Source organism: Streptomyces sp. NPDC050509, from assembly GCF_044457965.1.
In the GTDB taxonomy this organism is placed as follows: domain Bacteria; phylum Actinomycetota; class Actinomycetes; order Streptomycetales; family Streptomycetaceae; genus Streptomyces.
Genome location: NZ_JBITHL010000006.1, coordinates 69,174 through 92,313, shown reverse-complemented (window position 1 = coordinate 92,313; position 23,140 = coordinate 69,174). Strand labels below are relative to the sequence as shown.

Below are 23,140 nucleotides of genomic sequence, written 5' to 3'. Positions count from 1 at the left end.
TCAAAGATCAGGAACTCACGATCAGACGCCCAGGATCAGGCGCTCAAAGATCAGGCCGCGCTCTTCGCGCCGCCGCCCTTCTGTCCGTCCACGCCGAAGATGTCCACGGCGTGGTAGTACGTCCACGCCGTCCCGTCGCAGGACGCCTTCTGCGCGCCCGAGTACGCCGCGCACACCCGCTTCAGGTCCGCGTAGAAGGCGGAGTCGAGCCGGGCCTTGTTGGCTTCGAACTGACCGGCCGCCTTGTAGTTGCGGTAGCCGAAGTCATGCCGGGCACAGGAGGTCTGGAAGGGGAAGCCGAACGGGTTGTCGGGCGAGGACGAGCAGTAGTCCGTGGACCAGTCGAAGCCGTAGGACGTCCAGGAGCCCTGGCTGCCACGGGCCGCGACCCAGGAGTTGTAGCTCGCCGCGCTCTCCTGCGTCCAACTGCTCAGCACCTGCGGCTTGTCGGCCGGTGCGGCAGTGGCCTGAGTGGCCGTCAGGAGGGCGGTGGGGAGGGAGAGTACGGCTGCTGCGAGAGGAAGTGCCAGACGTCTGCGCATGACGGAAAACCTCCGGGCATATGGGGGGAGACGCTCCCTGACCGGGGTGGCAAGGAGCGTCCACAGCGTGAACTCCGCGGCTGTCGCACGGGTCTACGCGCGATGACCGATGCGGGAATGGTGCCCCAATTCCAGCCATCGCCAAACACCCCTTGGCGCACTCACGCCCCTTGGGAGCGGCGCCTGTTGACGGTCCGTCCGCACTCGCCCCGCTTGGTACCGGGCCGAAGACGCCGTACTCCCAAGGTCTTTACCTACTGACTGCCCGTCAGGTCAGAACTGGACGTCGGAGCAGGCATAGAACGCGTTCGACGTGTCCGCGACCGTCCAGACGGCCAGGATCATGTGCCGCCCCGACTTCGACGGGAGCGTGCCCGTGTGCGAGAGCGTGGCGGGCGGCTGCTGGTTGTTGTACGGCACCGTCAGGAACGGCTGGGTGTCCAGTGCCGCGCGGGTCAGCGGCTGCGAAGGGTTCCAGCCGTTTTTGGTGATGTAGTAGCGGAAGTCGGTCGTGGAGTGCCGGGCGGTGAACTGCCAGCGGAAGGTGTGGCTCTGGCCGCTCGACAGCTTGGTGGTGGGCCACGTACCGCCGCGCGGGTCGTCGAGCTGCGCGAACTGGCCGTTGCCGCCCGAGCAGATCTTGCCGTCGGCGGGACCGGCCGCCGGGAAGCCCTTGAGCCCCTCGACGCTCTGCGGTTCCCACTGGATGTTGCCGCAGTTGGCGACGGTTCCGTTGGCGCAGAGCTTCTGGCGGCTGATCGGTGAGTCGGTGTAGCCGTGGCTGCTGGCGCTGCCGGTGGCGAGCAGGGAGACGGCGGTGACGGCGAGGCCGACGACGGCCGCACCCATCTTCTTTCGCATGCTTCGCTCCAGAGAACGTGGGGGAGTTCGGTGAGCCGTGCCGCACGCGCGCGCAGAGAGAATACGACTGTTGGTCTGGACCAAGTCTCAGAGTATGAAGGAATTGTGGTCGTGTCCATAACAACTCACCATGCGGTCCAGACCACTTGGCGGGCCTCCGGGGCGCTCACAGCCGCGCCCCGGCCTCCTGCCGGCCCGTGTAGAACGCGACGGTGAGGTCCTTCACCAGCGCCTTGCGCTCGTAGTCGTCCAGTTCGACCAGGCCACGTGTCGTCAGCCGGTGCACCGTGTCGTCCACCGCGTCCACCACCGACGTCAGGACGGAGTCCCGGTGCCTGGCGTCGATCGCCGCGATCCGGCTGCGCTGCATCGCCGCGGCGATCTCCGGCGCGTACTCGATCCGCGTCGGCTGCGCCGAGAAGACCTCCACGCCGACGGGCCGGCCCTCCGCCGACAGCATCCGGGTGAGCGCGTTCCCGACCGCCTCCGCGTCGCGCAGGGTCGGCGCCTCGTCGTGGAACGCGTCGGCGGGAAGCTGCGAGAGCACCCGCGCCATCGCGGCCTCGACCTGCTCCCGCAGATACTCCTCGTGGTCCTCGACGCCGAGGGCCGCCCGTACGGTGTCCCGCACGCGCCAGACGACGAGGACGACGACGCGCAGCGCCGTACCGTTCGAGTCGACGGCGGACATCGGCTCGCTGCGCCAGTGCCGCAGCCGTACATCCACACCGCGGCGCAGCAGGAGCGGGCTCACCCAGAGCAGTCCCGTACGGCGCACGCTCCCCCGGTAGTCGCCGAAGAGCGTCAGCACCCACGCCTGACCGGCCCGGCCGCGGCCCAGCCCGCCGAAGGCGAAGAGCGCGACCGTCGCACCGAGCGTGAGCAGCGCCCACTCCACGATCCCGATGCCGTCGTACGGGTACGACGGCATCCGCAGCGCCTTCGTCACCGCGCCCGGCAGGGCCCCGGCCCACCAGGTCACGGCCGCGCACCCGAGCAGCGCGCCGAGTCCGACGAGCACGGCGGCCCAGCCGGGCAGCGCGGGGCCGGGACGTTCGGTGAGATGCGGATCGCCGGACGGCGCGGCACGCGCGGGGACGACGGGCACCGGCGCGGGCGCGGGCCGGATCCGGGGCTGCTCGCCGGTCCCGAGCCGGCGCCCCACGACGGTGGGTCTGACCGGTCCCCCGGCGGGCGCCGGCGCCTCGGCCTCGTCGCGGAAGAGGAGGTGGACGGGGATCTCGTGGGTGGACTCACCGACGATGAGCGGGCTCCAGCGGGGACGGTCACCGGGGTACCCGGGGCGCCCGGACCGTACGGAGACCCCGTTGCCCCGACCGAAGGCACCGGGCCCCAGTTCGAGCGCGGGACGCTCGTCCCGTGGGGCCGCAGGGAGCACGGGGACCGCGGGGGGCACTGGGGCCACGGGGAGCACTGGGGTCACCGGGAGCTTTGGGGTCACCGGGACCGCTGAGGCCGCCGGATCTGCTGAGGCTTCCGGATCTGCTGAGGCTTCCGGATCTGCTGGTGCCTCCAGGTCCGCTGGTGCCGCCGGGGATACGGCGTCCGCGATACCGGCGGCCACCACGTCGTCGAAGCCGACACCGTCCTCGGGCTTCTCAGGCGCCTCGGGCACCTCAGCCGCCTCAAGCCCCTCTGGCGCCTCTGGTCCCTCTGGCTTCTCGCGCTCCTCCAACTCGGCCGCGTCGGCCGACTCGACCGGGGCCGGATCGGGCTCGGGCTCGGGCTCGGCCACAGGCTCGGGCGCCGGCTCGGGGCGTACCGTGAACAGCCCTCGCAGGCCGTCCTCGTCGTCGTTCGGTTGCGGTTGCGGGGTGGTCGTCATCGTCACCGTCATCCTCGTGTCCGTCATGCGAAGAGTCGCCGCCAGGTCGCCGGGCCCGGGTAGCCGTCGGCCTCGGCGCCGCGCCAGCCCTGGGCCCGCTGGAACGCCTCGACGTTGCGCCGGTCGGCCTCCGTCCACCGCGTCCCGGGACCCGTGGTGTAGTGCCGGCCGAAGCCCCGCTTCACGAGCTGCTCTCCGAGCTGGAGCACGTACGGGTTGGCCGCGCCGGGCCGGAAGTACGCGCTCCCGGGGAACGCGGTCGTGTGCGGCGCCGACGGCTTCGCGGCGGCGACCGGCGGGCCCGCGGGGACGACGACGCCCTGTCCGCCCCCGCCCCCGCCCCCGCCCTTACCCGCGCCCCGCGCGATGTTCTTCCCGAGGCCCTTCACCAGATACCGCCAGGTCCCCGGCCCCGGCATCCCGTCCGCCGCCTTGCCGCGCCAGCCCTGCGCGAGCTGGAACGCCTGGGTGGCCCGCCGGTCCGCCTCGCCCCACCGGGGTCCCGGCCCCTGGGCGTAGAAGCGCTTGCCGCCGCGTTTCACGAGCATCCGGCCGAGCTGGGTGACGTGCTTGTTGTTGGCGCGGGGGCCGAAGGCGCGCGCCCCGGGGTACGCGGCGGACGCGCCGCCCGTGCTCCCCGTACCCCCTTCCGGGCCCTTGCCGTCGCCGCTCTCGATCACGCCCTTGTAGCGGTAGGGGATGTAGCGGCTGGAGTTGTTCCAGTACGCCATGGGCGTGGACTGGACGCGGGCGTGCGGCTTGGTCTGCTCGTACGCCACGTAGTAGGTGTGCGTGTAGTCGGTCCAGCCGCCGAAGAGCGTGACGTGCGACCCCTTGTTCGGGTCGGCCGGGTTGTGGAAGAGCAGCATGTCGCCGGGTTGCAGCTCCTCGCGCTCGATCCGTACGCCGAACTCCGCGAGGCTGCCGGTCCATTCGTTGCCCGCGAGGTTCCAGGCCATCGAGACATAGCCGGAGCAGTCCTGGCGGTACCCGTCCGTCCAGTACTCCTCCATGCTGTACGGCACCTTGGCGTTCACCCACAGCTTGGCGCGGTTGATGATCTCGGCGCGGGTGGACGTATGGGGCTCCGCCGTGGGCTTGTCCGAGCCGGGGCCGGGCAGGGGCCGTCCGTGGAGGGGCCCGCTGCCGCCCTGTGGTGTCTCCGGGTCGGGGTCGAAGGCCGCCCGGGCGACCGGTCCGGCGGCGCGCGCCGGTTCCACGCCCGCCGTGCCGAGCGCGACCCCGGCTGCGGTCATCAGGACCAGCGCCCGCCGGGCGCCGTGCGCGGCCGGGTGGCCGCCGGACCGTACGGGCAGGCCTTTGGCCAGATCACGCCGCCGCTCGGCGCACCCGGCGCAGGGACAGTCGAGAGCGGGCTCGTACTCCTCGAAGACCGGGACGGTCATGCGATCCCCTCCACACTCATCCTCATCAAGCTCATCGAGAGACTCTTCGTTCAAGATCTTTCAGCCCGGTGGCACGGGCGCTGGTGGGGCAACTGTCCAGACAAATCGCATTTTGACGGATCGAAGGTAAGAAAAGACAATCCGACAGGCCGTAACAGCCATCAAATGGTCGGAGCCACTCCTCCCTGTCGGGTACAGTTCTCCAGGTCAGCAGGCGCCGCTAGCTCAGTTGGTTAGAGCAGCTGACTCTTAATCAGCGGGTCCGGGGTTCGAGTCCCTGGCGGCGCACGCACAGTGAAGCCCCCTCACGCCACGTGAGGGGGCTTCACTCATTCCCGCGCCGACTCATTCCCGCGCCGGCCTACGACTCGCGGAAACCCGCCAATCTTGGCGACTGCTCGCCATCGCATCCGTCACACCGAACACACAAATCGCCCAGATGAACAGCAATCAGCTCTTCTCTCCCTTGCGATCCGGACGATGGTCGGACAACCTATCCTCAACTCATCACCATCAAAGGAACACGCGATCCGCACAGTTGTACGCGGCGTGCCGAGTTGTTCCAGTGACGGCGGTGCGGCGGGGCGGGGGCCCGTACGGACACGGCGTGCACGGTGTCGTCGGCGACATCGCGCAACCGGACCGGTCATATTTCCGGTCAGAAGGAGACAGAAGCCGCGATTCGCATGCCCGGAGTGATGGCCAGGGGGCCACTCCGGACGGAACATCCGGACGAAAAACTCGATCCATCACGCAGTACGTGTGCGTGCGGGGGGATGACTCATGACGTCGACGCCACACGGGCCGGACGGCGACCGGCAGGAGACCGACGCGTCCAGGACCACCCAGCTCCGCATACCCTCGCACCTCAGAAGGGCCGGACAGCAGCGGCCCCGGCCGCCGAAGAACGTCCTGCCGAAGTACGACTACGAGCACTACAGCCGGCTCGCCGGGCCGCTGACCAGGCCCGACGCGGACAAACCGTACACGGTGCAGTACCGCTCGCTGCTCTCCCAGGAGACGCACCGCATCCGGGCCGCCCTGCTGCTCGGCGCGGCGCCGCTGCTCTCGCTCGGCCTCTTCGTCTGGCTGATGCAGCCGCAGCACTGGACCGAGCGCGACCCCAACCTCAAGAACGACACGCTCCTCGTCCTCGACATCGTGATGCTCGTCTCGATCGGTCTGATCGAGCTGTTCCGCACCATGAATGTCCTCTCGAACGCGCACGCGACGCTGGTGGCGCGTGATCCGGTCCCCGTCGTGCCCGAGAGCGATACGCGCGTCGCCTTCCTCACCTCCTTCGTGCCGGGCAAAGAGCCCCTGGAGATGGTGACGAAGACGCTGGAGGCCGCGGTCCGCATCCGGCACCGGGGCGTGATGCACGTCTGGTTGCTGGACGAGGGCGACGACCCGGCGGTCAAGGAGGTCTGCGCCCGGCTGGGCGTGCACCACTTCTCCCGTAAGGGCATCGCGAAGTGGAACCAGCCCAAGGGCGCCCACCGCGCCAAGACGAAGCACGGCAACTACAACGCCTGGCTGGACGCGCACGGCGACGACTACGAGTACTTCGCCTCCGTCGACACCGACCATGTGCCGATGCCCAACTACCTGGAGCGGATGCTCGGTTACTTCCGCGATCCGGACGTCGGCTTCGTCATCGGCCCGCAGGTGTACGGGAACTACGACTCGTTCGTCACGAAGGCCGCCGAGTCGCAGCAGTTCCTCTTCCACGCGCTGATCCAGCGCGCGGGCAACCGCTACGGCGCCCCCATGTTCGTCGGTACGAGCAACGCGGTCCGGATCAGGGCGCTCAAGCAGATCGGCGGGCTGTACGACTCCATCACGGAGGACATGGCGACCGGCTTCGAGATGCACCGCCACCGCAACCCCGCCTCCGGCAACAAGTGGCGCTCGGTCTACACCCCCGACGTCCTGGCCGTGGGCGAGGGCCCGTCCGCCTGGACGGACTTCTTCACCCAGCAGCTCCGCTGGTCGCGCGGTACGTACGAGACGATCCTCAAGCAGTACTGGAAGGGCTTCTCCTCGCTGCCCCCGGGCAAGCTCTTCAACTACACGATGATGATCATCTTCTATCCGATGTCGGCCCTCAACTGGATCCTGGCGGCGCTGAGTTGCGCGCTCTTCCTGGGCATGGGCGCCTCGGGTGTCCAGATCGACCCGGCGATCTGGATGATGCTGTACGGGAACGCCTCGGCCCTCCAGATCGGCCTCTACATCTGGAACCGCCGCCACAACGTCTCACCGCACGAGCCGGAGGGCTCCGGCGGGCTCGCCGGGATGGCGATGTCGGCCATGTCGGCGCCGCTGTACGCCCGTTCGCTGATGGACGCCGTACTGCGCCGCAAGAGCAGCTTCGTGGTGACGCCGAAGGGCGACTCGTCCAGCCCGGACACCCTCTTCGGCACGTTCCGGGTGCACTTCTTCTTCATCCTGGTCTTCGGCGGTTCGGTGATCGCCTCGTTCGTCCTCGGGCACGACCATCCGGCGATGCTGACATGGGCGACGCTGGCGATGCTGATCACGGCGGCGCCGGTCTTCATCTGGTGGTGGTCCCTGCGCCAGGAGAAGCGCGCGAAGCGCAGGCGCGGCGCGCATCGCGGCGGTCGCGCTTCCGGGGGCCCGGGAACACCCGGGGCGGGCGCGGATCACGCCGTACCACCGCTGGACCGCACGGCAGCGCTGGACCGTACGGCGCCACTGGACCGTACGGCACCGCTGCCGCAGTTCCCGCACCCCGCCGAACCGGCACCGGCACCGGCACCGGCAGAACCCACTGCACCGACAGCACGGATTTCCCTTGGGGGACGTAAGAAATGAGCGCGATTCCCGTCCGGCAGAACCACCGCAGGAACCGGGCCAGGCGCCTCGCGATCGGCGCCGCGGTCGTCGTCGCGGTCGCCGGTTTCAACGGACCCGCGCTCTACCGGTTCGGCTCGGAGCAGTACCACGAGTACAAGATCAACCGCCCGGACTACAAGGCGGCGAACGGCTATTGGGACTTCCTGGACGTCCCGGCCAGGTTCCGGATCAACTCGATCCACGCCTCGCTGCTGCACACCGGCAAGGTGCTGCTGATCGCCGGCTCGGGGAACAACCAGAAGAACTTCGACGCGGGCACCTTCGAGTCGATCCTCTGGGACCCGGCGACCGACACGTACAAGAAGATCCCCACCCCCAAGGACCTGTTCTGCTCCGGGCACTCCCAGTTGCCCGACGGGAAGCTCCTCATAGCCGGCGGCACGAAGCGGTACGAGAAGCTCAAGGGCGATGTCACCAAGGCGGGCGGCCTGATGGTCGTCCACAACGAGGACCCGGACAAGCCGATCACCCTGCCCGCGGGCACGGTGTTCACCGGCAAGGAGAACGGCAAGACGTTCGTCTCCAAGGACCCGATCCTGGTGGAGAAGGCCACGAAGGTCTTCGACAAGACCACAGGTGCGTATCTGCGCAATGACCCCGGTCTGGGCCGTGTCTACGTCGAGGCGCGCCAGTCCGGCGCGAAGTACGAGACCGGCGCCGAGGACAACTACCGGGTGCACGGCATGAAGGGCTCCGACGCCCGCAACGTGTACGGCATCGGGCAGAAGCTGGCGCTCGACAAGAAGGACTTCCAGGGGATCAAGGAGGCGTACGAGTTCGACCCGGTCGCGGAGAAGTACATCAGCGTCGACCCGATGAACGAGGCCCGCTGGTACCCCACGCTGACCACGCTCCGGGACGGCAAGGTGCTGGCGCTCTCGGGGCTCGACGAGATCGGCCAGCTCGTCCCCGGCAAGAACGAGATCTACGACCCGAAGAAGCGGACCTGGGAGTACACCGGGGACATCCAGAAGTTCCCCACCTACCCCGCGGTCTTCCTGATGGACAACGGGAAGCTCTTCTACAGCGGCTCCAACTCCGGGTACGGGCCCGCCGATGTCGGCCGTGACCCGGGGATCTGGGACCTGAAGACCAACAAGTTCGACAAGATCCCCGGTCTGAGCGACCCGGACCAGATGGAGACCTCGGCGACGGTGATGCTGCCGCCCGCCCAGGACCAGAAGTTCATGGTGATCGGCGGCGGCGGGATCGGCGAGTCCGAGAAGTCCAGCGACAAGTCCCGGCTGGTCGACCTGAAGGACGCCGACCCGCGTTTCAAGGACGGCCCGACGCTGGAGCGTGGCACGCGCTACCCGAGCGCGTCCCTGCTGCCCGACGACAGCGTGCTGGTCACGGGCGGCTCCGAGGACTACCGGGGGCGCGGCGGCTCGAACGTACTCCAGGCGCGGAGGTACGACCCGGCGTCGGACACGTACACACGGATGGCTGACCCGGCGGTGGGCCGCAACTACCACTCCGGGTCCCTGCTGCTGCCCGACGGCCGCGTCATGATCTTCGGCTCGGACTCGCTCTACGCGGACAAGGCCAACACCAAGCCGGGCGTCTTCGAGCAGCGCATCGAGATCTACACGCCGCCGTACCTCTTCCGGGACACGGCGCCGGAGGTCACGGACGGGCCGAAGGCCGTGAAGCGCGGCGGTTCCGCGGTCTTCAAGGTGAAGGACCCGGGCGCGGTCACGACGGCGAAGCTGATGCGGCCGAGCGCGGTCACCCATGTCACCGACGTCGAACAGCGCACGGTGGCGCTGGACTTCAAGAAGACGGCGGACGGTGTCGAGGTCACGGTGCCGAAGAACAACGCGCTGGTGCCGTCGGGGTGGTACATGCTCTTCGTGACGGACGGGGAGGGCACACCGTCGAAGGCGGTGTGGGTGGAAATCCCTTAGGGGGTCAGCCGTTCGGATCCTGCCGGGCTCGCGTCGGCCGTTCGGCAGCCGGACCGCTGACGGGCCGGACCACGAGGTCGGCGTGGCCGCGCGTGGCCGCGATCACCGCCGCGTTCCGCTGGTCGGTGCCGTGCGCCCACGCGTGGGCCTCGTCCGGGGACTTGCCGAACTCCACGTGCCGGTCGACCAGGCGGCGCAGCCGGAGCGCCTCGTCCGGCTCCACGTACCAGGACTCGTCCAGCAGCGGCCGTACCCCCGCCCATGGGCCGTCCGGCAGCAGCAGGTAGTTGCCCTCGGTGATGACGAGCCGGGCCTCGGGGGCGATGACGATCTCCCCGGCGATGGACTCCTCGATCTCCCGGTGGAAGCGGGGCGCGTAGACGGTCTCCCCTCCGGCCGCGTCCCGCAGGCGGCGCAGGAGCGCGACGTACCCCGCGGCGTCGAAGGTGTCGGGGGCGCCCTTGCGGTCCCGGCGGCCGAGGGCGTGGAGTACGGAGCCGGCCAGGTGGTAGCCGTCCATCGGCACCAGGCAGGCGCCCGGCCCCAGTTCACGGGCGAGCAGTTCGGCCAGGGTGCTCTTGCCGGCCGCCGGGGCGCCGGTGATGCCGAGGACGGTGCGGCCGGGCCGGGCCAGGAGTCCGCGGGCCCGGTCGAGGAGGGCGGCGAGGTCGGTCTCCACGGGCTCGGTCTCCACAAGGCTCTCCACGGGGTCGGTCTCCACGGGGATCTCCAGGAGGGGTACGGGGCGGCTCGGCAGGCCGAAGGCCCTGGCCAGAAGGGCAGGGCCTAGAGGGCAGGGCCTTCGGTACCCGACCTGTCTACTTCGTGTTGCGCGCCAGGTCCAGGGCGTACTTCGCGTACCACTCCCCCGCCTTGGGGCCGCCCTTGCAGTCGCCGTCCGACTCGCCGGGACGCTTGATCCACAGGTACGCCTTGACCAGCGGGTCACCGGTCCGGACCGTCGGCCGCTCGCCGAGGGCGCGCCCTGGCGGGTTGCACCAGTTCTCGCCGGGATCGCCGCCCTTGTACGGGCCGTTCCCGTTGCGGCTGGTGTCGATCACGAAGGGCTTGTTCCCGACCTTCGCGGAGAGCCGCTTGCCGAAGTCCTTGCTCGCGCCGGTCGTGTAGAAGTTGGAGACGTTGACCGAGAAGCCGTCGGCGGCGCCGATGCCCGCCCACTGGAGCGGTTCGAAGAGCGCGTCGGGGCTCTGCCAGCCCGCGTTGCCCGCGTCCAGGTAGACCGTGGTGGCGGGCTGCTGCTTGAGCCGTTCGATCGCGCCCTTGAGGAGGTGGTACCGCTCCTCGTGGAACTCCTCGGGCGTGCAGCCGTCCACCAGGTGCAGTACGGCGTCGGGCTCCAGGACCACCGTCGCCCTGCGGTCCCCGATGCCCCGCGCGACCTGGTCGACCCAGGCCCGGTAGGAGTCGCCGTCGGAGGCGCCGCCCTTGGAGAACTGGCCGCAGTCGCGGTGCGGGATGTTGTAGAGGACGAGCAGGGCGTCCCGGTCGGCCTTCGCCGCCGCTTCCGTGAACCCCTTCGTCTGCGCCTCCGCGTTGTCGGGGAGGATCCACTCGGCGGCCGGCTGCTCCGCGATCTTCCGGATCAGCGCGGCGTTCTCGCTGTCGCCCTTCTCCGTGTACGCGGCGGCCTGCCGGGCGGCGCCGCCCTCGGGGTTGACCCAGTACGGGTCCGCCGCCTTGGGGCGCTGGCCGATCGGCGCCGCCTTCCTGTCGCCGTCGCCGTCTCCGTCGCTGTCCCCGCCGGACGTGCAGCCCGCCAGCAGCAGCGCCGTCACCCCCACGACGGCGAGCGCTCCACCCTTGCGGGCCCCCGGGCCCGTCCGGACACCTCCCGTACCGCTGTGTCCGCGACGGGAATAACTGCCGTACATCCACTCCCCCTTGGTGCGCTGCCCCTGTGATCGCCGCTTCGCGGGCCCCCTCCCCGGTTCCTCGTCCGGGGCCGCCAATCCTGGCATACCGGTCCCGGCGTCCGGCGCGTTACGCCGGTGGCGCACACCGTCGTACGGTCAGCTCACGTCGGTCAGCTCACTCCGGTCAGCTCACTCCGGTCAGATAGGCCGAGACCACCACGTTCGCCGTATAGGCCTGTTCGGCGCGGTCGAAGGTGCCGCCGCAGGTGATGAGGCGCAGTTCGGCACGGGACTTCTCGTGGGCGCCGTAGACCTTCTTCGCGTCGAACCGGTCCCGGTCGACGACCTGTACGTCGTCGATGGTGAACTCGGCGGTCCTCCCGTCGGCGCGGGCGACGCGGACCTTCTCGCCCGGCTTGGCGGAGCTGAGCCCGTAGAAGACGGCCGGTTCGGTCTTGGTGTCGACGTGGCCGACGAGGATCGCGGCGCCCTCCGCGCCCGGCCGGACCCCGGCGCCGTACCAGCCGACCGTGCCCGGCGTCGCGTACGGCGGTGGGTCGACCGCCCCGGCGGCGTCGAGCCCGCGGGCCACGACGGGCGCCTCGATGCCGAGGGAGGGGAGCTCGATCCGCTGCGGAGTCCCCGCCTGCGGTGGGGAGTCCAGCGGGGTACGGGACGGTGGCAGCGGCACGCCCAGCGGGCGGCCGACCGCGGCCACGTCGCCGGTGGTGGGGGCCGAGACGGTGCCGGGTACCTGGCCGTCCCGCCCCCAGATCCACAGGCTCAGCAGAAGTACGGCCCAGGCCACGCCGGTCAGCATCCGGCCCGACCCGTAGCCGTACCCGTATCCGTAGCCGTAGCCGCCGCGGTGCCAGCGGGAACGGCGCCCCCAGGAGCAGTGGTCCACGGGACAGTGGCCTGGCGGACAGGGCCCATGGGAGCAGTGCCCTATGAGGCGTCGGTCCGACGCACGCCCTGAGAAACGGTGCCCTGAGAACATGTCAGTCCGCGTCCCGCCCTGCCGCCGTACGCTGCCTGCGTACGCTCCTGAAGGCCACGGCGACCGCCGCGACCCCGGCCAGGATCAGGCCGATCACCGCGTGCGGGGTGCCGGGGCCGGCCGTTCCGGTGGACTTGTGCTCCTCCGCCCGGTTCGCGGGCGCGGCCTCCGCGGCGAGTTGCGCCGTACCGCCGCCGCCGGCCCTGACCGGGGACCAGGGTTCGCGGTGGTGGCCGGGCCGCTCGTTGTCCCAACGCCCGTTGTCACGACGGTCGTCGTCCCTGCGGTCATGGTCCCTGCGGTCGCCGTCGCCGCGCTCGTGGTCCCTGCGGTCGCCGTCCCCGCGCTCGTGGTCCCGGTGGTCGCCGTTCCCGCGGTCGTGGTCGGGCCGGTCGGGGCGGGCCGGGTCGGGGCGGGCCGGGTCGGGGCGGCCCTTGGCGACGACGTCGAAGCTGCCCGAGCCTGCGTGGCTGTGGCCGTCGCATCTGATGTCGATCTCGTACCGTCCCCCGGTGACGGACGCCTTCACCCGCGCGTGGCCGGTGAGCGGCACGGGCTTCTCCGGGTTCCTGGCCGCCTCGGCCTGGTCCCGGTTCCAGTCCTCGCCGAAGGCGCTGGGGATCAGCTTCGCGTCGTTGGCGAAGACCCGGGACACAGCCACGGCCTCGCGGCTCCTGCATCCCTCGGCGCGGATCTCCACCTGGTCGCCGGGGGCGGCGGTGGACGGGATGACGGTGACCCGGACGGCGTCATGGGCCTGGGCGGTGGTGGCGGTGCCGAGGACGGGTGTGGTCACCAGGACGGTGACCACACCCGTGGCACGGAGAGCGAGCAGAGCAGTACGCATCGTGAACCTCCTGGTACTGGCCAGGCTCACCCGTGCGCGGGGTTTTCGCATCCTCAACGGCGCGTCGTCACCCCGTACACCCCTCTGACGTGCTCAGACGCGGTCGACGAGATCGGCGATCGAGTCAACGACCGTCGAGGGGCGGAAGGGGTACCGGTCGACGTCGGCCGGAGTGGTGACCCCGGTCAGCACGAGGAAGGTCTCCATCCCCGCCTCCAGACCGGCCAGGACGTCGGTGTCCATCCGGTCGCCGATCATCGCGCTGGTCTCGGAGTGCGCGCCGATGGCGTTGAGCCCGGTCCGCATCATCAGCGGGTTCGGCTTGCCCGCGAAGTACGGGTCCTTGCCGGTGGCCTTGGTGATCAGCGCGGCGACGGCGCCGGTGGCGGGCAGCGGGCCCTCGGTCGACGGGCCGGTCTCGTCGGGGTTGGTGCAGATGAACCGGGCTCCGCCGTTGATCAGCCGGATCGCCCTGGTCAGGGCCTCGAAGCTGTACGTACGGGTCTCGCCGAGGACGACGTAGTCCGGCTCGTGGTCGGTGAGGATGTACCCGATGTCGTGCAGCGCGGTGGTCAGTCCGGCCTCGCCGATGACGTACGCCGTACCGCCGGGCCGCTGGTCGTCCAGGAACTTGGCGGTGGCGAGCGCCGACGTCCAGATGTTCTCCACGGGCACGTCGAGACCCATCCGGGCGAGCCGGGCCTGGAGGTCGCGCGGGGTGTAGATCGAGTTGTTGGTGAGGACGAGGAACGGCTTGCCCGATTCCCGCAGCCGCTTGATGAACTCGGCGGCGCCGGGGATCGGAACGCCCTCGTGGATGAGGACGCCATCCATGTCGGTGAGCCAGGACTCGATCGGCTTGCGCTCTGCCACTGGACTGTTCTCCGCTCTGCGGGGCCGAATATCTGTGGGCCGGATGGCCGGATACCTGCCGTCGACTCGCCTCCCAGCCTAACCAGGGCGCTCCGGGGACGGCACGGGGCTCGGCCTCCGCAGTTCGGACGCGGTGCGCCCGGTCGGTTCGCCCGGTCGGTTCGCCCGGTCGTGGTGCGCCCGGTCGTGGTGCGCCCGGTCGTGGTCAGGGCCGGTGGTCGCGGAGACGGCGGACGCCGAGGAGGAGGACGGCGCCGGCGGTGAGCAGGGCCAGGGCGGCGACGACACGGCCGAGCAGGTCGCCGCGGGTTCCGGTGGTTCCTGCGGTTCCGGTGGTCGCTGTGGTTTGGGTGGTTTCAGCGGTTTCCGCGGTTCCTGCGGTGGCGAGATCGGGGGCGCCGTTCGAGGCGCTGGCCGATGTGTTGGGGGACGCGGCGACCGGGGCGAAGGAGGACGACGCGGAGGCGACCGGCGCGGAGGCGGTGGCGCGGCCGGTGTCCCGCGCCCGCCCCTGGCCGCCGGGCGCGGCGACGGCGAAGCGGTAGGTGTTGGACGCGCCGACCCAGTCGCCGCCGTCCCCGCGGCGCTGCACCGTCGCGGCGGTGGCGGAGATCTCGTTCGGGCGGGCCGTCACCGCGAAGGCCAGCCGGGCGCGGACGGTGACGGTCCGGTGCGGCGGCACGGTGAAGCCGGGCGACCTGTCGTCCGGTACGGCGACGATCTCGTCCTGGTCGGTCCGCTCCAGCGGCAGGACGCGCATGCGCCCCTGGTCGTCGGCCATCTCCAGCTTCACGTGCGAGACGTCGAGCACCCGCTCCCGGTCGTAGAGGATCACCACGGGGTGGAGGTGGCGGCACTCCGCGCCGGTGGTGTTGGTCAGGTCGAGCGACCACTCCCCGGCCGCACCACCGGCCCGGTACGCGCCGGGGCCGCCGCGCAGCTCGGTCCTGATCGGGAAGTCGGGGTCGGCCACCCTGCCGCAGCTACGCCCCGGTCCCGCGGCGGCCGGGGAAACGGACGTCAGGGCGGCCGGCGGGGCCATGGTGAGCATGACGAGGGCGGCGAGGACGACGAAGGCGGCGACCGCGGTGGCTCCGGCGGCGAGGAGAGGAAGCGGTCGCACGGGACGCATGGCAGACACGGCCTTCGCTGGTCGCTGGGCGGTCGGGGCACCTCGACCGCCCAGCGAGGCGGTCGGGGCGCCCCGACGCTGTCATGGGCCCGCGTCCCGTCCGGTGCGCCACACCCCCAGGAAAGTCACAAAGTCACACAAGTGCACCTCATCGGCCCAGCGCGCCCGCCCCGGTCGCCCCGGCCGCCTCAGCCCCTCCGGTCACCCCCGTGCCGGTCCCGCGCCGCCGCCCGAACACCGGCGCGAGCACCAACTGCGCCGCGCCCTCCGCGACCGCGTGCGCGCCTCCCCCGGCGAGCTCCACCGGGATCCCCACGCCCCCGGCGCGCTCGGCGATCACGGCGCGCACGCCCCGTACGAAACGCTCCTCGTGCGCGGCGATCGTCCGGCCGCCGAGCAGAACGCGGTCGATGTCGAGGAGCGCCACGAGGTTGGCCGCGCCCGCGCCGAGGACCCGCGCCGCCTCCGCCAGGTCGCCGCGCGCGACGGCGGCCAGGCAGAGCGCCTCGACGCAGCCGCGGTTGCCGCAGCAGCACAGGGGCCCGTCGAGCTGGATGACCTGGTGCCCGAACTCGCCCGCGCCGGTGCGCGCGCCCCGGTGCAGTACGCCGTCGAGAACGAGCCCGGAGCCCAGTCCCGTACCGAGGTGGAGATACGCGAACGAGTTCCCGGCGCCGCCGACTCCCCCGGAACCGCGCAGGGCGAGTCCGAGTGCGGCGGCGTTGGTGTCCTTGTCGAGGACGACGGGCAGCCGGAGCCGGGCGGCGAGGGCGTCGCGCAGCGGGAACCCCTCCCACCCCGGGAAGCCGGTGACCCGGCCGGGCACGCCGGTCGGGTGGTCGAGCGGCCCCGGCATCGCGACCCCGACCCCCAGCGGCTCACCGTCACGCCCGGATCCGCCATCCCCGGATCCGTCACCACCAGATCCGTCACCACCAGATCCGTCACCGCCGGAACCGCCGCCACCGGCCACGCACGCGTCCGCCCGTATCGTGTCGGCCCGTACCGCACCCGCCCGTACCGCGTCGGCGCGTACCGCTTCGACCTGTGCCGCCGCCGTCGCGACGACCTGCTCCGCGCCCGCCCCCAGGTCGAACGGGACCTTCCGTACGGCGATGGGCGTGCCGGCCAGGTCCACCAGCACCGCCGTCAGCTCGTCCCGGTCGAGATGCAGCCCCACGGCGTACGCGGCCGACGGAACCAGCCGCAGTACGGTCCTGGGCTTGCCGCCCGTGGAGGCGCGGCGCCCGGCCTCGGCCGCGAGGCCCTCCCTGCGGAGCCTGGCCGTGATCTTGCTGACCGCCTGCGGGGTGAGCCCGGTGCGCTCGGCCAGCTCCAGCCGGCTGATGCCGCCCGCGCCCGCCGTACGGAGCAGGTCGAGCACGAGCGCGGCGTTGTACCCGCGCAGCACCGGCAGATTCGCCCCGGAGCCGCCAGCACCAGAGCCCGCGCCCCCACCGGAGCCCGCGCCCGTCCTCGTACTCATGCCCACCCCGTCCCCGTCCTCGTCTCCGTCCTCATCCCCGTGCCCATCCTCGTCTCCCCGCCCCTGCCCGCGCCGGTCCCCGTTCTTCTGCTCACACCGCCATTGTCCACCGGTCTTGCACTTTGGAAACACCGTTGCTTAAGTGGATGCATGACTGGTACCGGCACCCCTCCGCGCGTCGGACTCGTGGGCTACGGCCTCGCGGGCTCCGTCTTCCACGCCCCGCTGATCGCCGCCACCGAAGGACTCGTCCTCGACACGGTCGTGACCGCCGCCCAGGAGCGCCGGGCCCAGGCGCGCGCCGAGTTCCCGGACGTACGGTTCGCGGCGACACCGGAAGAGCTGTGGCAGCGGGCGGACGAGCTGGACCTGATCGTCATCGCCTCCCCCAACCGGACGCATGTCCCGATCGCGACGGCCGCGCTCAAGGCCGGTCTGCCGGTCGTCGTGGACAAGCCGCTCGCGGGCACCGCCGCCGAGGCGCGCGGACTCGCGGCGCTGGCCGAGGAGCGCGGGCTGCTGCTCTCCGTCTTCCAGAACCGCCGCTGGGACAACGACTTCCTCACCCTCACCCGCCTCCTCGGCACCGGCCGGCTCGGCGACGTACAGCGCTTCGAGTCCCGCTTCGAGCGGTGGCGGCCCCAACTCAAGGGCGGCTGGCGCGAGTCGGGCGCCCCGGAGGAGATCGGCGGGCTGCTGTACGACCTGGGCAGCCATGTGGTCGACCAGGCGCTGGTGCTCTTCGGTCCGGCGGTACGGGTCTACGCGGAGGCGGACGTACGGCGTCCGGGCGCCGAGACCGACGACGACACGTTCATCGCGCTCACGCACGCGAACGGCGTCCGCTCGCATCTGTACGCCAGCGCCACTACGGCCCAACTCGGCCCGCGCTACCGGGTGCTGGGCTCGAAGGCGGGCTATGTGAAGTACGGCCTCGACCCCCAGGAGGCGGATCTGCGCGAGGGCCGTCGTCCTGGCGGGGGCCGGGCTGCGGGCTGGGGCCTGGAGCCGGAGTCGCTGTGGGGCCGGCTCGGCGCCGGCGACTCGCCGCTGACCGGCGGCGGCCACCCGGTGGAGACCGAACCGGGCGACTACCCGGCGTACTACGCGGCGATCGCCGCCGCGCTGCGCGACGGCACACCGCCGCCGGTGACGGCGTACGAGGCGGCGGCGACGCTCGATGTCCTGGAAGCGGCGGTGCGTTCGGCGCACGAGGGCACCGCGATCACCCTGGAGGCCCCGCACTCATGACCACCCCCGCGAACACCACGCCCACGGTCGCCGAACTGGAGGCCCAGGAAGCCCGCCTGACGCTCCCCCACTTCACCTACGACGATGCCTGGGCGCTCGGCACGCTGCTCGTCGAGCTGGCGCGCGCCCGGAGCGCGCCGGTGGCGATCGACATCCGCCGGGGCGCACAGCAGCTCTTCCACTGCGCGCTGCCGGGCTCGACGGCGGACAACGACGCGTGGATCGACCGCAAGCGCCGGGTCGTGGAGCGGTACGGGGCCGCCTCGCTGCTGGTCGGCGCGCGCTGCCGCGCCAAGGGGACCACGTTCGAGGAGTCCTCGCGCCTGGACCCGGACCGGTACGCGGCACACGGCGGCTCGTTCCCGATCGCGGTGGAGGGCGCGGGCGTCATCGGCACGGTGACGGTCTCGGGCCTGCCGCAGGTCGAGGACCACGCGCTGGTGGTGGAAGCACTGGAGCAGCTGCGCGGCTGAGGCGCCGCCGGGGCGGAGCTGCCGGGCGGCGTACGGGTAGGGCGGGGTACGGGTAGGGCGGGGTACGGGTAGGGCGGCGTACGGGTAGGGCGGCGTACGGGTAGGGCGGCGTACCGCCGTACCCGTACGCCCGGCCACCGCTCCCGTCAGGCGTCCTTCAGCTCCTGCCGTTGCCGCCCCAGCCCGTCGATCTCCAGCTCCACCACGTCCCCCGCCCGCAGATACGGCTTGGGCTCCGGCCGGCCCATCGCCACGCCCGCCGGGGTCCCGGTGTTGATCACGTCGCCGGGGTACAGGGTCATGAACTGGCTGACGTACCGTACGACCTCCCCGACCCCGAAGATCTGCTCGGCGGTCGTCCCGTCCTGCTTCAGCTCCCCGTTGACCCAGAGCCTGAGGCCGAGCGCCTGCGGGTCGCCCACCTCGTCGGAGGTCACCAGCCAGGGCCCGAGCGGGTTGAACGTCTCGCAGTTCTTGCCCTTGTCCCACGTACCGCCGCGCTCGATCTGGAACGCGCGCTCGGACACGTCGTGCGCGACGGCGTACCCGCCGACGTGCGCGAGCCCGTCCTCCGCCGAGTCCAGATAGCGCGCGGTCCGCCCGATGACGACGGCGAGTTCGACCTCCCAGTCGGTCTTCAGGCTGCCCCGGGGAACGAGAACCGTGTCGTCAGGTCCGATCACTGTGTCCGGCGCCTTGAAGAAGATGATCGGTTCGGCGGGGATCTCGGCACCGGTCTCGGCGGCGTGGTCGTGGTAGTTCAGCCCGATGCACACGATCTTGCCGATCCGCCCGAGCGGCGGTCCGACGCGCGTCCCGGCGCCGTCGAGCACGGGCAGCTCGCCGGATGCGGCGGCCCGACGGATCCGTTCCAGCGCGGCTTCGTCGGCGAGGAGCGCCCCGTCGACGTCCGTGACCAGCCCGGACAGGTCCCGGAGGGTCGTCCCGTCCTGGTCGAGCAGCGCCGGGCGCTCCGCCCCCGCCGTACCGACACGCAGCAGCTTCATGGTCTCTGATCTCCCTCTGGTCGGCCCGGTCTGCGATACATCCGATCATTACGCGGGAGCCGGGGCAAGACCCCGACCACCCCGTGGACGCCCGGCCGGTCGCCCCTCACATCGCGGTGCCGGGGGCGAGCGCGCCCGCGACCGGCGCGTCCCGGTAGAGGAAGTACCGCTCGGCGGCCGTCCAGGTCGTACTCGTCACCACGTACAGCGCGGCGGCCAGCGGCACGACGGCGACGGTGAAGAGCGTCGCGAAGGACATCAGCGGCATCATCTTCGTCATCGCGGTCATCGCACCGGCCCCGGGGGCCTGCTGTCCGTCCGGGCCCGCCGGAATCGCGGGCGCGTTCGCCATTTGGATCTTCGTACGCCGGTAGTTGAAGGTGGCGACACCGGCGACGATCGCGAAGAGCCCCAGGTACACGAGCCCGGCGCCGCCGAGAACCCCACCGTCGGCGAGCGCGTGCGTCCAGCGGTCGCCGAGGGGCGCGGCGAAGAGGGAGTGGCCGAGGAGTTCGTTGGCCTCGCCGCCGATCTCCCGGCTGGAGAAGAGGTGGTACATCAGGAAGAACGCGGGCATCTGCGCCAGGCTCGGCAGGCAGCCGGAGAGCGGCGAGACCTTCTCCTTGGTGTGCAGTTCCATGAGCGCCTTCTGCATGCGCTCGGGGTTCTTGCCGTGCTTCTTGCGCAGTTCGGCGATCTGCGGCGCCAGCTTCGTACGGGCCTTCTGCCCTCGGGCGGCGGCCCGCGACAGGGGATGGACCGCGAGCCGTACGCACGCGGTGAACAGGACGATCGCCGCAGCGGCGGCGCCCGCGTGGAACAGCGGCTGGAGCAGATCGGCGAGCTGCCCGACGAGGTGGGCGAATACGGACATGAACGCGGACAAGGTGAGCCCTCCGGGGGTCTCGGCGTGCCGGACGAATGGCTGACACCGCGGCTCGACTCGGCTCGACTCGGCTTCAAGGCATCGAGATATCAAGGCATCGAGATATCGAGGCGCGGCGGCGCAGCGGGGCGTGACGACCGGCGCGGGGTACCCGGAGAGAGAACGGTGGCGGGGTGTGCCCCTACGCGAAGGCCGTCGGCAGAGAACGGCCGGGGGCTCGGGGCCTGGTGCGGCCCGAGGCGTCGGGATCGCGCTGGGGCAGGAAGGCGGTGCGCTGCTCGCGGTCGCGGATGGCCGTCCGTACCCGGTGCGGAGGGTGTGCGGGCACCGAGCGCGCGGTGATCACGGCGCAGACGACGAGGGCGGAGCCCGCGGCGGCGGTGGCGGTCGCGGCGAGCGCGACGGCGGCGGAGAGGCTGCTCGCGTCGAGGAGCAGGAACTCGGCGAGGAGGAAGACCAGGAGAAGGGCCGGGCGCAACAGGCGCAGCGCACTGCGGACCATAAGCCTGCCTCCTCCGTCGCTCGCTCCGTCCACCACTTCCCCTTCGTTATACACGATGGGCCGCGGGCGCCGGATCGTACAGAAGAACGACAGAACCGGGGACGGTGCCGGAGGAGACGGGTGCGTACCGGCGACCGGCGAGGCCGGCCCGTAGCCGTACCGGCGTCCGGCGGGACCGGCCACCCGAAGCCCGCGCGACGGGACGGAACGGGGAGGGCGCGCACCGGCGCGACGGCCACCCCCCAAACCCTCCCACCAGGCCGTTCCCGTACCCCCTTCGCTTCCCCTCCCCTTCCCCTCCACCCCCGCGCGGTACGGCAGTACGGTGTGGACCATGCGCCCCGACATGCTGCCTGCCGACCACACCACGGAAGCCGAGCGCCTGCTGCGCACCGCTGCCCGGTACCCCGAGGACCACGAGCCCCTGCTCCTGCGCGCGGCGGCCCACCTGGAACTGGCCGGCGACCGCGACCGTGCCACCGGCCTCTACGACTCCGTCCTCGCGGCGTCCCCCGACCACCCCCACCTCGTGAAGGCGCTCCAGGCCGCGAACCTCTGGGAGTACGGTCACGAGGCGGAGGCCCGGGCGATCATCGACGGCCTGCGCACCGCGGCCCCGCTGGACCCGGCGCCGTGGGAGATCGTGGCGGAGACCCTGGAGTCCCACGACGAGCTGGAAGCGGCCCACGACTCGTTCACCACGGCCCTGGAACTGCTCCTCTCCCCGGGCGAGGAGGTCCCGTACCCCACCCAGTCCCTCCTGATCGGCCGCCACCGCGTCCGCCGCCTGCTGGGCCTGGACCACGACGACTGGGACACCCTGGCCGACCGCGTCAATCCGGCCGCCGTCCCCCTCGACGAACTCCACGACCCGAAGCGCCTCTGGGCCCTGGGCTCCGACAACCCGGACGAACTCCAGGCCGAGATCACCCGCCTCCGCGCCGAACTGGGCTCCTACCGCACCGCCCTGTCCCGCCCCTTCCCGGTGGCACTCCTGCACTGGCCGGCCCAGGAACTCTCCGAACTCCTGGCCGCGTACCCCTCCCTCGCCGCCGAGTACCCCTCGCACGAAGCACACCTGGCCCAGATCGAATCCGCCCTCCGCGACCTCGCCGCCGCGGGCACCCCCAACCTGGGCATCGTCACGGCCACGGTCCCCTCGTACGAAGCCTTCGCAGCCTCGGAACAGTCCTCCCCCACCCACCCGGCCCTGCTCCCCCAATACGCCACCACCCTGGCCGCCCGAGGCCGAGCCACCCCGTGGCCGCCATCCCGCAACGCGGCGTGCTGGTGCGGCTCGACGAAGGCTTACCGGGAGTGCCACGGGGCGGCTTCCTGAAGGCCACAGGGCCAGACTGCCCCTTTTGCCCGATTCGATCGGGCAAGAAACAACATGGAACCCTGGAACCACATAGTGAGACCATGACCTATGCCGAGTGAGTCGAAGCAAGCTGAGTTTGGTACCCCAGATGGTGTCGCCGAGGGGGATTGGTTCAAAGGCCACAAAGATCTTCACGAACACGGGCTACATCGCTTCAGTGGCCAAGGAATCTCTGGAACAGCGAAAACAGGTGCCGACTCCATCGTCCTATCCGGTGGATACATTGACGACGCCGACGAAGGCGACGAGATCAAATACACCGGCGAGGGGGGACGCGATCGAGAAACTGGCCGAATGGTATCCGACCAATCAATCACCGAGGACGGCAATGCCGCCTTGGTCGTCTCCCAGGCCCGCGGTCTCCCCGTTCGGGTGATTGAAGGTCTCGACATCAGAGGAAAAACACGACGTCGAGCCATGGGCGGTTATCGTTACCGCGGGCTCTACCGCGTGGCAGACCATTGGATGACCTTCGGTCAAGAAGGTTTCAGTATCTGCCAGTTTCGACTCCTCAAGATCACTCAAGACGAGAAAATCCCACCCCAGCCAGTAGATCCCGCAGCAGACGAAGACACCGACTTCGAAGAGCAAGTACGTCGATACATCCAACAAAATCGACTTGTGCGTGATTCGAGTGTGGCACGCAACATCAAGAGCCTCCATGACAATACGTGCCAGATCTGCACCAACCGCCTCATTGTCTCGCCCACAGGTGAGGCATATAGCGAAGCAGCGCACATTCAGGCGGTGGGGAAGCCCCACTTCGGGAAAGACATTTCTCAGAACGTCCTATGCCTCTGCCCAAATTGCCATGCCCGATTCGACCGGGGCGCTCTCCTCATCACCGACTCGTTCGAGGTGATCGACAGCCTTACGCAAAAGTTCGTCACAGAACTAAAGCGCGTAAAAGGGCACGAAATAGGTGTCGAATTCATCAGAAAGCATCGCGCGCGCTGGGGCGATCGGCTCGCGTAGCCATTTAGGTC

General features: G+C 70.8%; 20 protein-coding genes and 1 tRNA gene. 7 read left to right on the top strand and 14 right to left on the bottom strand.

The window, feature by feature from the left end:
- Nucleotides 1-50: 50 nt before the first annotated feature.
- The 4 genes from ACIBJC_RS18610 to ACIBJC_RS18595 all read right to left on the bottom strand — a co-directional run bounded on the left by ACIBJC_RS18610 (nucleotide 51) and on the right by ACIBJC_RS18595 (nucleotide 4,655).
- Complete coding sequence (locus ACIBJC_RS18610; protein WP_399293398.1) at nucleotides 51-542, bottom strand: phospholipase; 492 nt, start codon at nucleotides 540-542, stop codon at nucleotides 51-53.
- Between the two features lie 273 nt (nucleotides 543-815).
- The gene (locus ACIBJC_RS18605) at nucleotides 816-1,403 is read right to left on the bottom strand and encodes a lytic polysaccharide monooxygenase (RefSeq protein WP_399293395.1); all 588 of its coding nucleotides are present in this window, start codon (nucleotides 1,401-1,403) and stop codon (nucleotides 816-818) included.
- Nucleotides 1,404-1,569: 166 nt separating this feature from the next.
- Nucleotides 1,570-3,276, bottom strand: coding sequence for an SPFH domain-containing protein (locus ACIBJC_RS18600; RefSeq protein WP_399293392.1), 1,707 nt, complete (start codon nucleotides 3,274-3,276; stop codon nucleotides 1,570-1,572).
- Nucleotides 3,273-4,655 (bottom strand): peptidoglycan-binding protein, encoded by a 1,383-nt coding sequence (locus tag ACIBJC_RS18595; RefSeq protein WP_399293389.1) that lies wholly within the window; start codon nucleotides 4,653-4,655, stop codon nucleotides 3,273-3,275. Before ACIBJC_RS18595 ends, ACIBJC_RS18600 begins: the two co-directional genes overlap by 4 nt.
- 214 nt (nucleotides 4,656-4,869) lie before the next feature.
- Here ACIBJC_RS18595 and ACIBJC_RS18590 point away from each other — a divergent pair.
- From ACIBJC_RS18590 to ACIBJC_RS18580, 3 genes are all read left to right on the top strand, one after another.
- Nucleotides 4,870-4,943, top strand: a tRNA-Lys gene (locus ACIBJC_RS18590).
- A gap of 495 nt (nucleotides 4,944-5,438) precedes the next feature.
- Complete coding sequence (locus tag ACIBJC_RS18585; protein WP_399293386.1) at nucleotides 5,439-7,493, top strand: glycosyltransferase family 2 protein; 2,055 nt, start codon at nucleotides 5,439-5,441, stop codon at nucleotides 7,491-7,493.
- Entirely contained in the window at nucleotides 7,490-9,442 is a 1,953-nt protein-coding gene (locus ACIBJC_RS18580) for a galactose oxidase-like domain-containing protein (RefSeq protein ID WP_399293383.1), read from the top strand. The genes ACIBJC_RS18585 and ACIBJC_RS18580 overlap by 4 nt, the downstream gene beginning before the upstream one ends.
- A 4-nt stretch (nucleotides 9,443-9,446) precedes the next feature.
- Here ACIBJC_RS18580 and ACIBJC_RS18575 read toward each other — a convergent pair whose 3' ends face one another.
- The 7 genes from ACIBJC_RS18575 to ACIBJC_RS18545 form a co-directional block, all read right to left on the bottom strand.
- Complete coding sequence (locus tag ACIBJC_RS18575) at nucleotides 9,447-10,121, bottom strand: nucleoside/nucleotide kinase family protein (protein WP_399294232.1); 675 nt, start codon at nucleotides 10,119-10,121, stop codon at nucleotides 9,447-9,449.
- Nucleotides 10,122-10,260: 139 nt separating this feature from the next.
- Entirely contained in the window at nucleotides 10,261-11,334 is a 1,074-nt protein-coding gene (locus ACIBJC_RS18570; RefSeq protein ID WP_399293380.1) for a glycoside hydrolase family 6 protein, read from the bottom strand.
- A 166-nt stretch (nucleotides 11,335-11,500) separates the two neighbouring features.
- Nucleotides 11,501-12,136, bottom strand: a complete 636-nt coding sequence (locus ACIBJC_RS18565) for a class F sortase (protein ID WP_399294229.1) — start codon at nucleotides 12,134-12,136, stop codon at nucleotides 11,501-11,503.
- Nucleotides 12,137-12,317: 181 nt separating this feature from the next.
- Nucleotides 12,318-13,163, bottom strand: coding sequence for a hypothetical protein (locus ACIBJC_RS18560; RefSeq protein ID WP_399293378.1), 846 nt, complete (start codon nucleotides 13,161-13,163; stop codon nucleotides 12,318-12,320).
- 93 nt (nucleotides 13,164-13,256) lie between these two features.
- On the bottom strand, nucleotides 13,257-14,036 hold the full coding sequence (locus ACIBJC_RS18555) for an HAD-IIA family hydrolase (protein ID WP_399293375.1): 780 nt from the start codon (nucleotides 14,034-14,036) through the stop codon (nucleotides 13,257-13,259).
- Nucleotides 14,037-14,241: 205 nt separating this feature from the next.
- Nucleotides 14,242-15,159 carry a hypothetical protein gene (locus tag ACIBJC_RS18550; protein ID WP_399293373.1) on the bottom strand — a complete coding sequence of 306 codons (918 nt, stop codon included), beginning with the start codon at nucleotides 15,157-15,159 and terminating at the stop codon, nucleotides 14,242-14,244.
- 157 nt (nucleotides 15,160-15,316) lie between these two features.
- Nucleotides 15,317-16,654 (bottom strand): ROK family protein, encoded by a 1,338-nt coding sequence (locus ACIBJC_RS18545; protein WP_399293370.1) that lies wholly within the window; start codon nucleotides 16,652-16,654, stop codon nucleotides 15,317-15,319.
- Between the two features lie 150 nt (nucleotides 16,655-16,804).
- On the opposite strand from ACIBJC_RS18545, the gene ACIBJC_RS18540 reads away from it, so the two are divergent.
- On the top strand, nucleotides 16,805-17,905 hold the full coding sequence (locus ACIBJC_RS18540) for a Gfo/Idh/MocA family oxidoreductase (RefSeq protein WP_399293367.1): 1,101 nt from the start codon (nucleotides 16,805-16,807) through the stop codon (nucleotides 17,903-17,905).
- On the top strand, nucleotides 17,902-18,378 hold the full coding sequence (locus ACIBJC_RS18535; RefSeq protein ID WP_399293364.1) for a heme-degrading domain-containing protein: 477 nt from the start codon (nucleotides 17,902-17,904) through the stop codon (nucleotides 18,376-18,378). The genes ACIBJC_RS18540 and ACIBJC_RS18535 overlap by 4 nt, the downstream gene beginning before the upstream one ends.
- A 146-nt stretch (nucleotides 18,379-18,524) precedes the next feature.
- Here the strand turns inward: ACIBJC_RS18535 and ACIBJC_RS18530 are convergent, their stop codons facing one another.
- The 3 genes from ACIBJC_RS18530 to ACIBJC_RS18520 all read right to left on the bottom strand — a co-directional run bounded on the left by ACIBJC_RS18530 (nucleotide 18,525) and on the right by ACIBJC_RS18520 (nucleotide 20,773).
- Nucleotides 18,525-19,385, bottom strand: coding sequence for a fumarylacetoacetate hydrolase family protein (locus tag ACIBJC_RS18530; RefSeq protein WP_399293361.1), 861 nt, complete (start codon nucleotides 19,383-19,385; stop codon nucleotides 18,525-18,527).
- A gap of 106 nt (nucleotides 19,386-19,491) precedes the next feature.
- A complete protein-coding gene (locus ACIBJC_RS18525) occupies nucleotides 19,492-20,271 on the bottom strand; it encodes a YidC/Oxa1 family membrane protein insertase (RefSeq protein ID WP_399293358.1) in 780 nt (259 codons plus the stop codon).
- Between the two features lie 181 nt (nucleotides 20,272-20,452).
- The gene (locus ACIBJC_RS18520) at nucleotides 20,453-20,773 is read right to left on the bottom strand and encodes a DUF6412 domain-containing protein (protein ID WP_384996219.1); all 321 of its coding nucleotides are present in this window, start codon (nucleotides 20,771-20,773) and stop codon (nucleotides 20,453-20,455) included.
- A gap of 334 nt (nucleotides 20,774-21,107) precedes the next feature.
- Between ACIBJC_RS18520 and ACIBJC_RS18515 the strand changes: the two genes are divergently transcribed.
- Together ACIBJC_RS18515 and ACIBJC_RS18510 are read left to right on the top strand one after the other, a co-directional pair.
- Nucleotides 21,108-22,112, top strand: coding sequence for an SEC-C metal-binding domain-containing protein (locus tag ACIBJC_RS18515; protein WP_399293355.1), 1,005 nt, complete (start codon nucleotides 21,108-21,110; stop codon nucleotides 22,110-22,112).
- Nucleotides 22,113-22,202: 90 nt separating this feature from the next.
- Nucleotides 22,203-23,129: a YDG/SRA domain-containing protein gene (locus tag ACIBJC_RS18510; protein WP_399293352.1), complete on the top strand. Its 927-nt coding sequence runs from the start codon at nucleotides 22,203-22,205 to the stop codon at nucleotides 23,127-23,129.
- Nucleotides 23,130-23,140: the final 11 nt, after the last annotated feature.

What these genes read in the sequence shown, in the direction of transcription:
- ACIBJC_RS18510 (WP_399293352.1), top strand. Translation starts at nt 22,203, where the DNA reads ATGCCGAGTGAGTCGAAGCAAGCTGAGTTTGGTACCCCAGATGGTGTC.
- ACIBJC_RS18580 (WP_399293383.1), top strand. Translation starts at nt 7,490, where the DNA reads ATGAGCGCGATTCCCGTCCGGCAGAACCACCGCAGGAACCGGGCCAGG.
- ACIBJC_RS18585 (WP_399293386.1), top strand. Translation starts at nt 5,439, where the DNA reads ATGACGTCGACGCCACACGGGCCGGACGGCGACCGGCAGGAGACCGAC.
- ACIBJC_RS18565 (WP_399294229.1), bottom strand. Translation starts at nt 12,136, where the DNA reads ATGCTGACCGGCGTGGCCTGGGCCGTACTTCTGCTGAGCCTGTGGATC.
- ACIBJC_RS18600 (WP_399293392.1), bottom strand. Translation starts at nt 3,276, where the DNA reads ATGACGGACACGAGGATGACGGTGACGATGACGACCACCCCGCAACCG.
- ACIBJC_RS18535 (WP_399293364.1), top strand. Translation starts at nt 17,902, where the DNA reads ATGACCACCCCCGCGAACACCACGCCCACGGTCGCCGAACTGGAGGCC.
- ACIBJC_RS18520 (WP_384996219.1), bottom strand. Translation starts at nt 20,773, where the DNA reads ATGGTCCGCAGTGCGCTGCGCCTGTTGCGCCCGGCCCTTCTCCTGGTC.
- ACIBJC_RS18545 (WP_399293370.1), bottom strand. Translation starts at nt 16,654, where the DNA reads ATGAGTACGAGGACGGGCGCGGGCTCCGGTGGGGGCGCGGGCTCTGGT.
- ACIBJC_RS18605 (WP_399293395.1), bottom strand. Translation starts at nt 1,403, where the DNA reads ATGCGAAAGAAGATGGGTGCGGCCGTCGTCGGCCTCGCCGTCACCGCC.
- ACIBJC_RS18595 (WP_399293389.1), bottom strand. Translation starts at nt 4,655, where the DNA reads ATGACCGTCCCGGTCTTCGAGGAGTACGAGCCCGCTCTCGACTGTCCC.
- ACIBJC_RS18540 (WP_399293367.1), top strand. Translation starts at nt 16,805, where the DNA reads ATGACTGGTACCGGCACCCCTCCGCGCGTCGGACTCGTGGGCTACGGC.
- ACIBJC_RS18530 (WP_399293361.1), bottom strand. Translation starts at nt 19,385, where the DNA reads ATGAAGCTGCTGCGTGTCGGTACGGCGGGGGCGGAGCGCCCGGCGCTG.
- ACIBJC_RS18560 (WP_399293378.1), bottom strand. Translation starts at nt 13,163, where the DNA reads ATGCGTACTGCTCTGCTCGCTCTCCGTGCCACGGGTGTGGTCACCGTC.
- ACIBJC_RS18515 (WP_399293355.1), top strand. Translation starts at nt 21,108, where the DNA reads ATGCGCCCCGACATGCTGCCTGCCGACCACACCACGGAAGCCGAGCGC.
- ACIBJC_RS18610 (WP_399293398.1), bottom strand. Translation starts at nt 542, where the DNA reads ATGCGCAGACGTCTGGCACTTCCTCTCGCAGCAGCCGTACTCTCCCTC.
- ACIBJC_RS18570 (WP_399293380.1), bottom strand. Translation starts at nt 11,334, where the DNA reads ATGTACGGCAGTTATTCCCGTCGCGGACACAGCGGTACGGGAGGTGTC.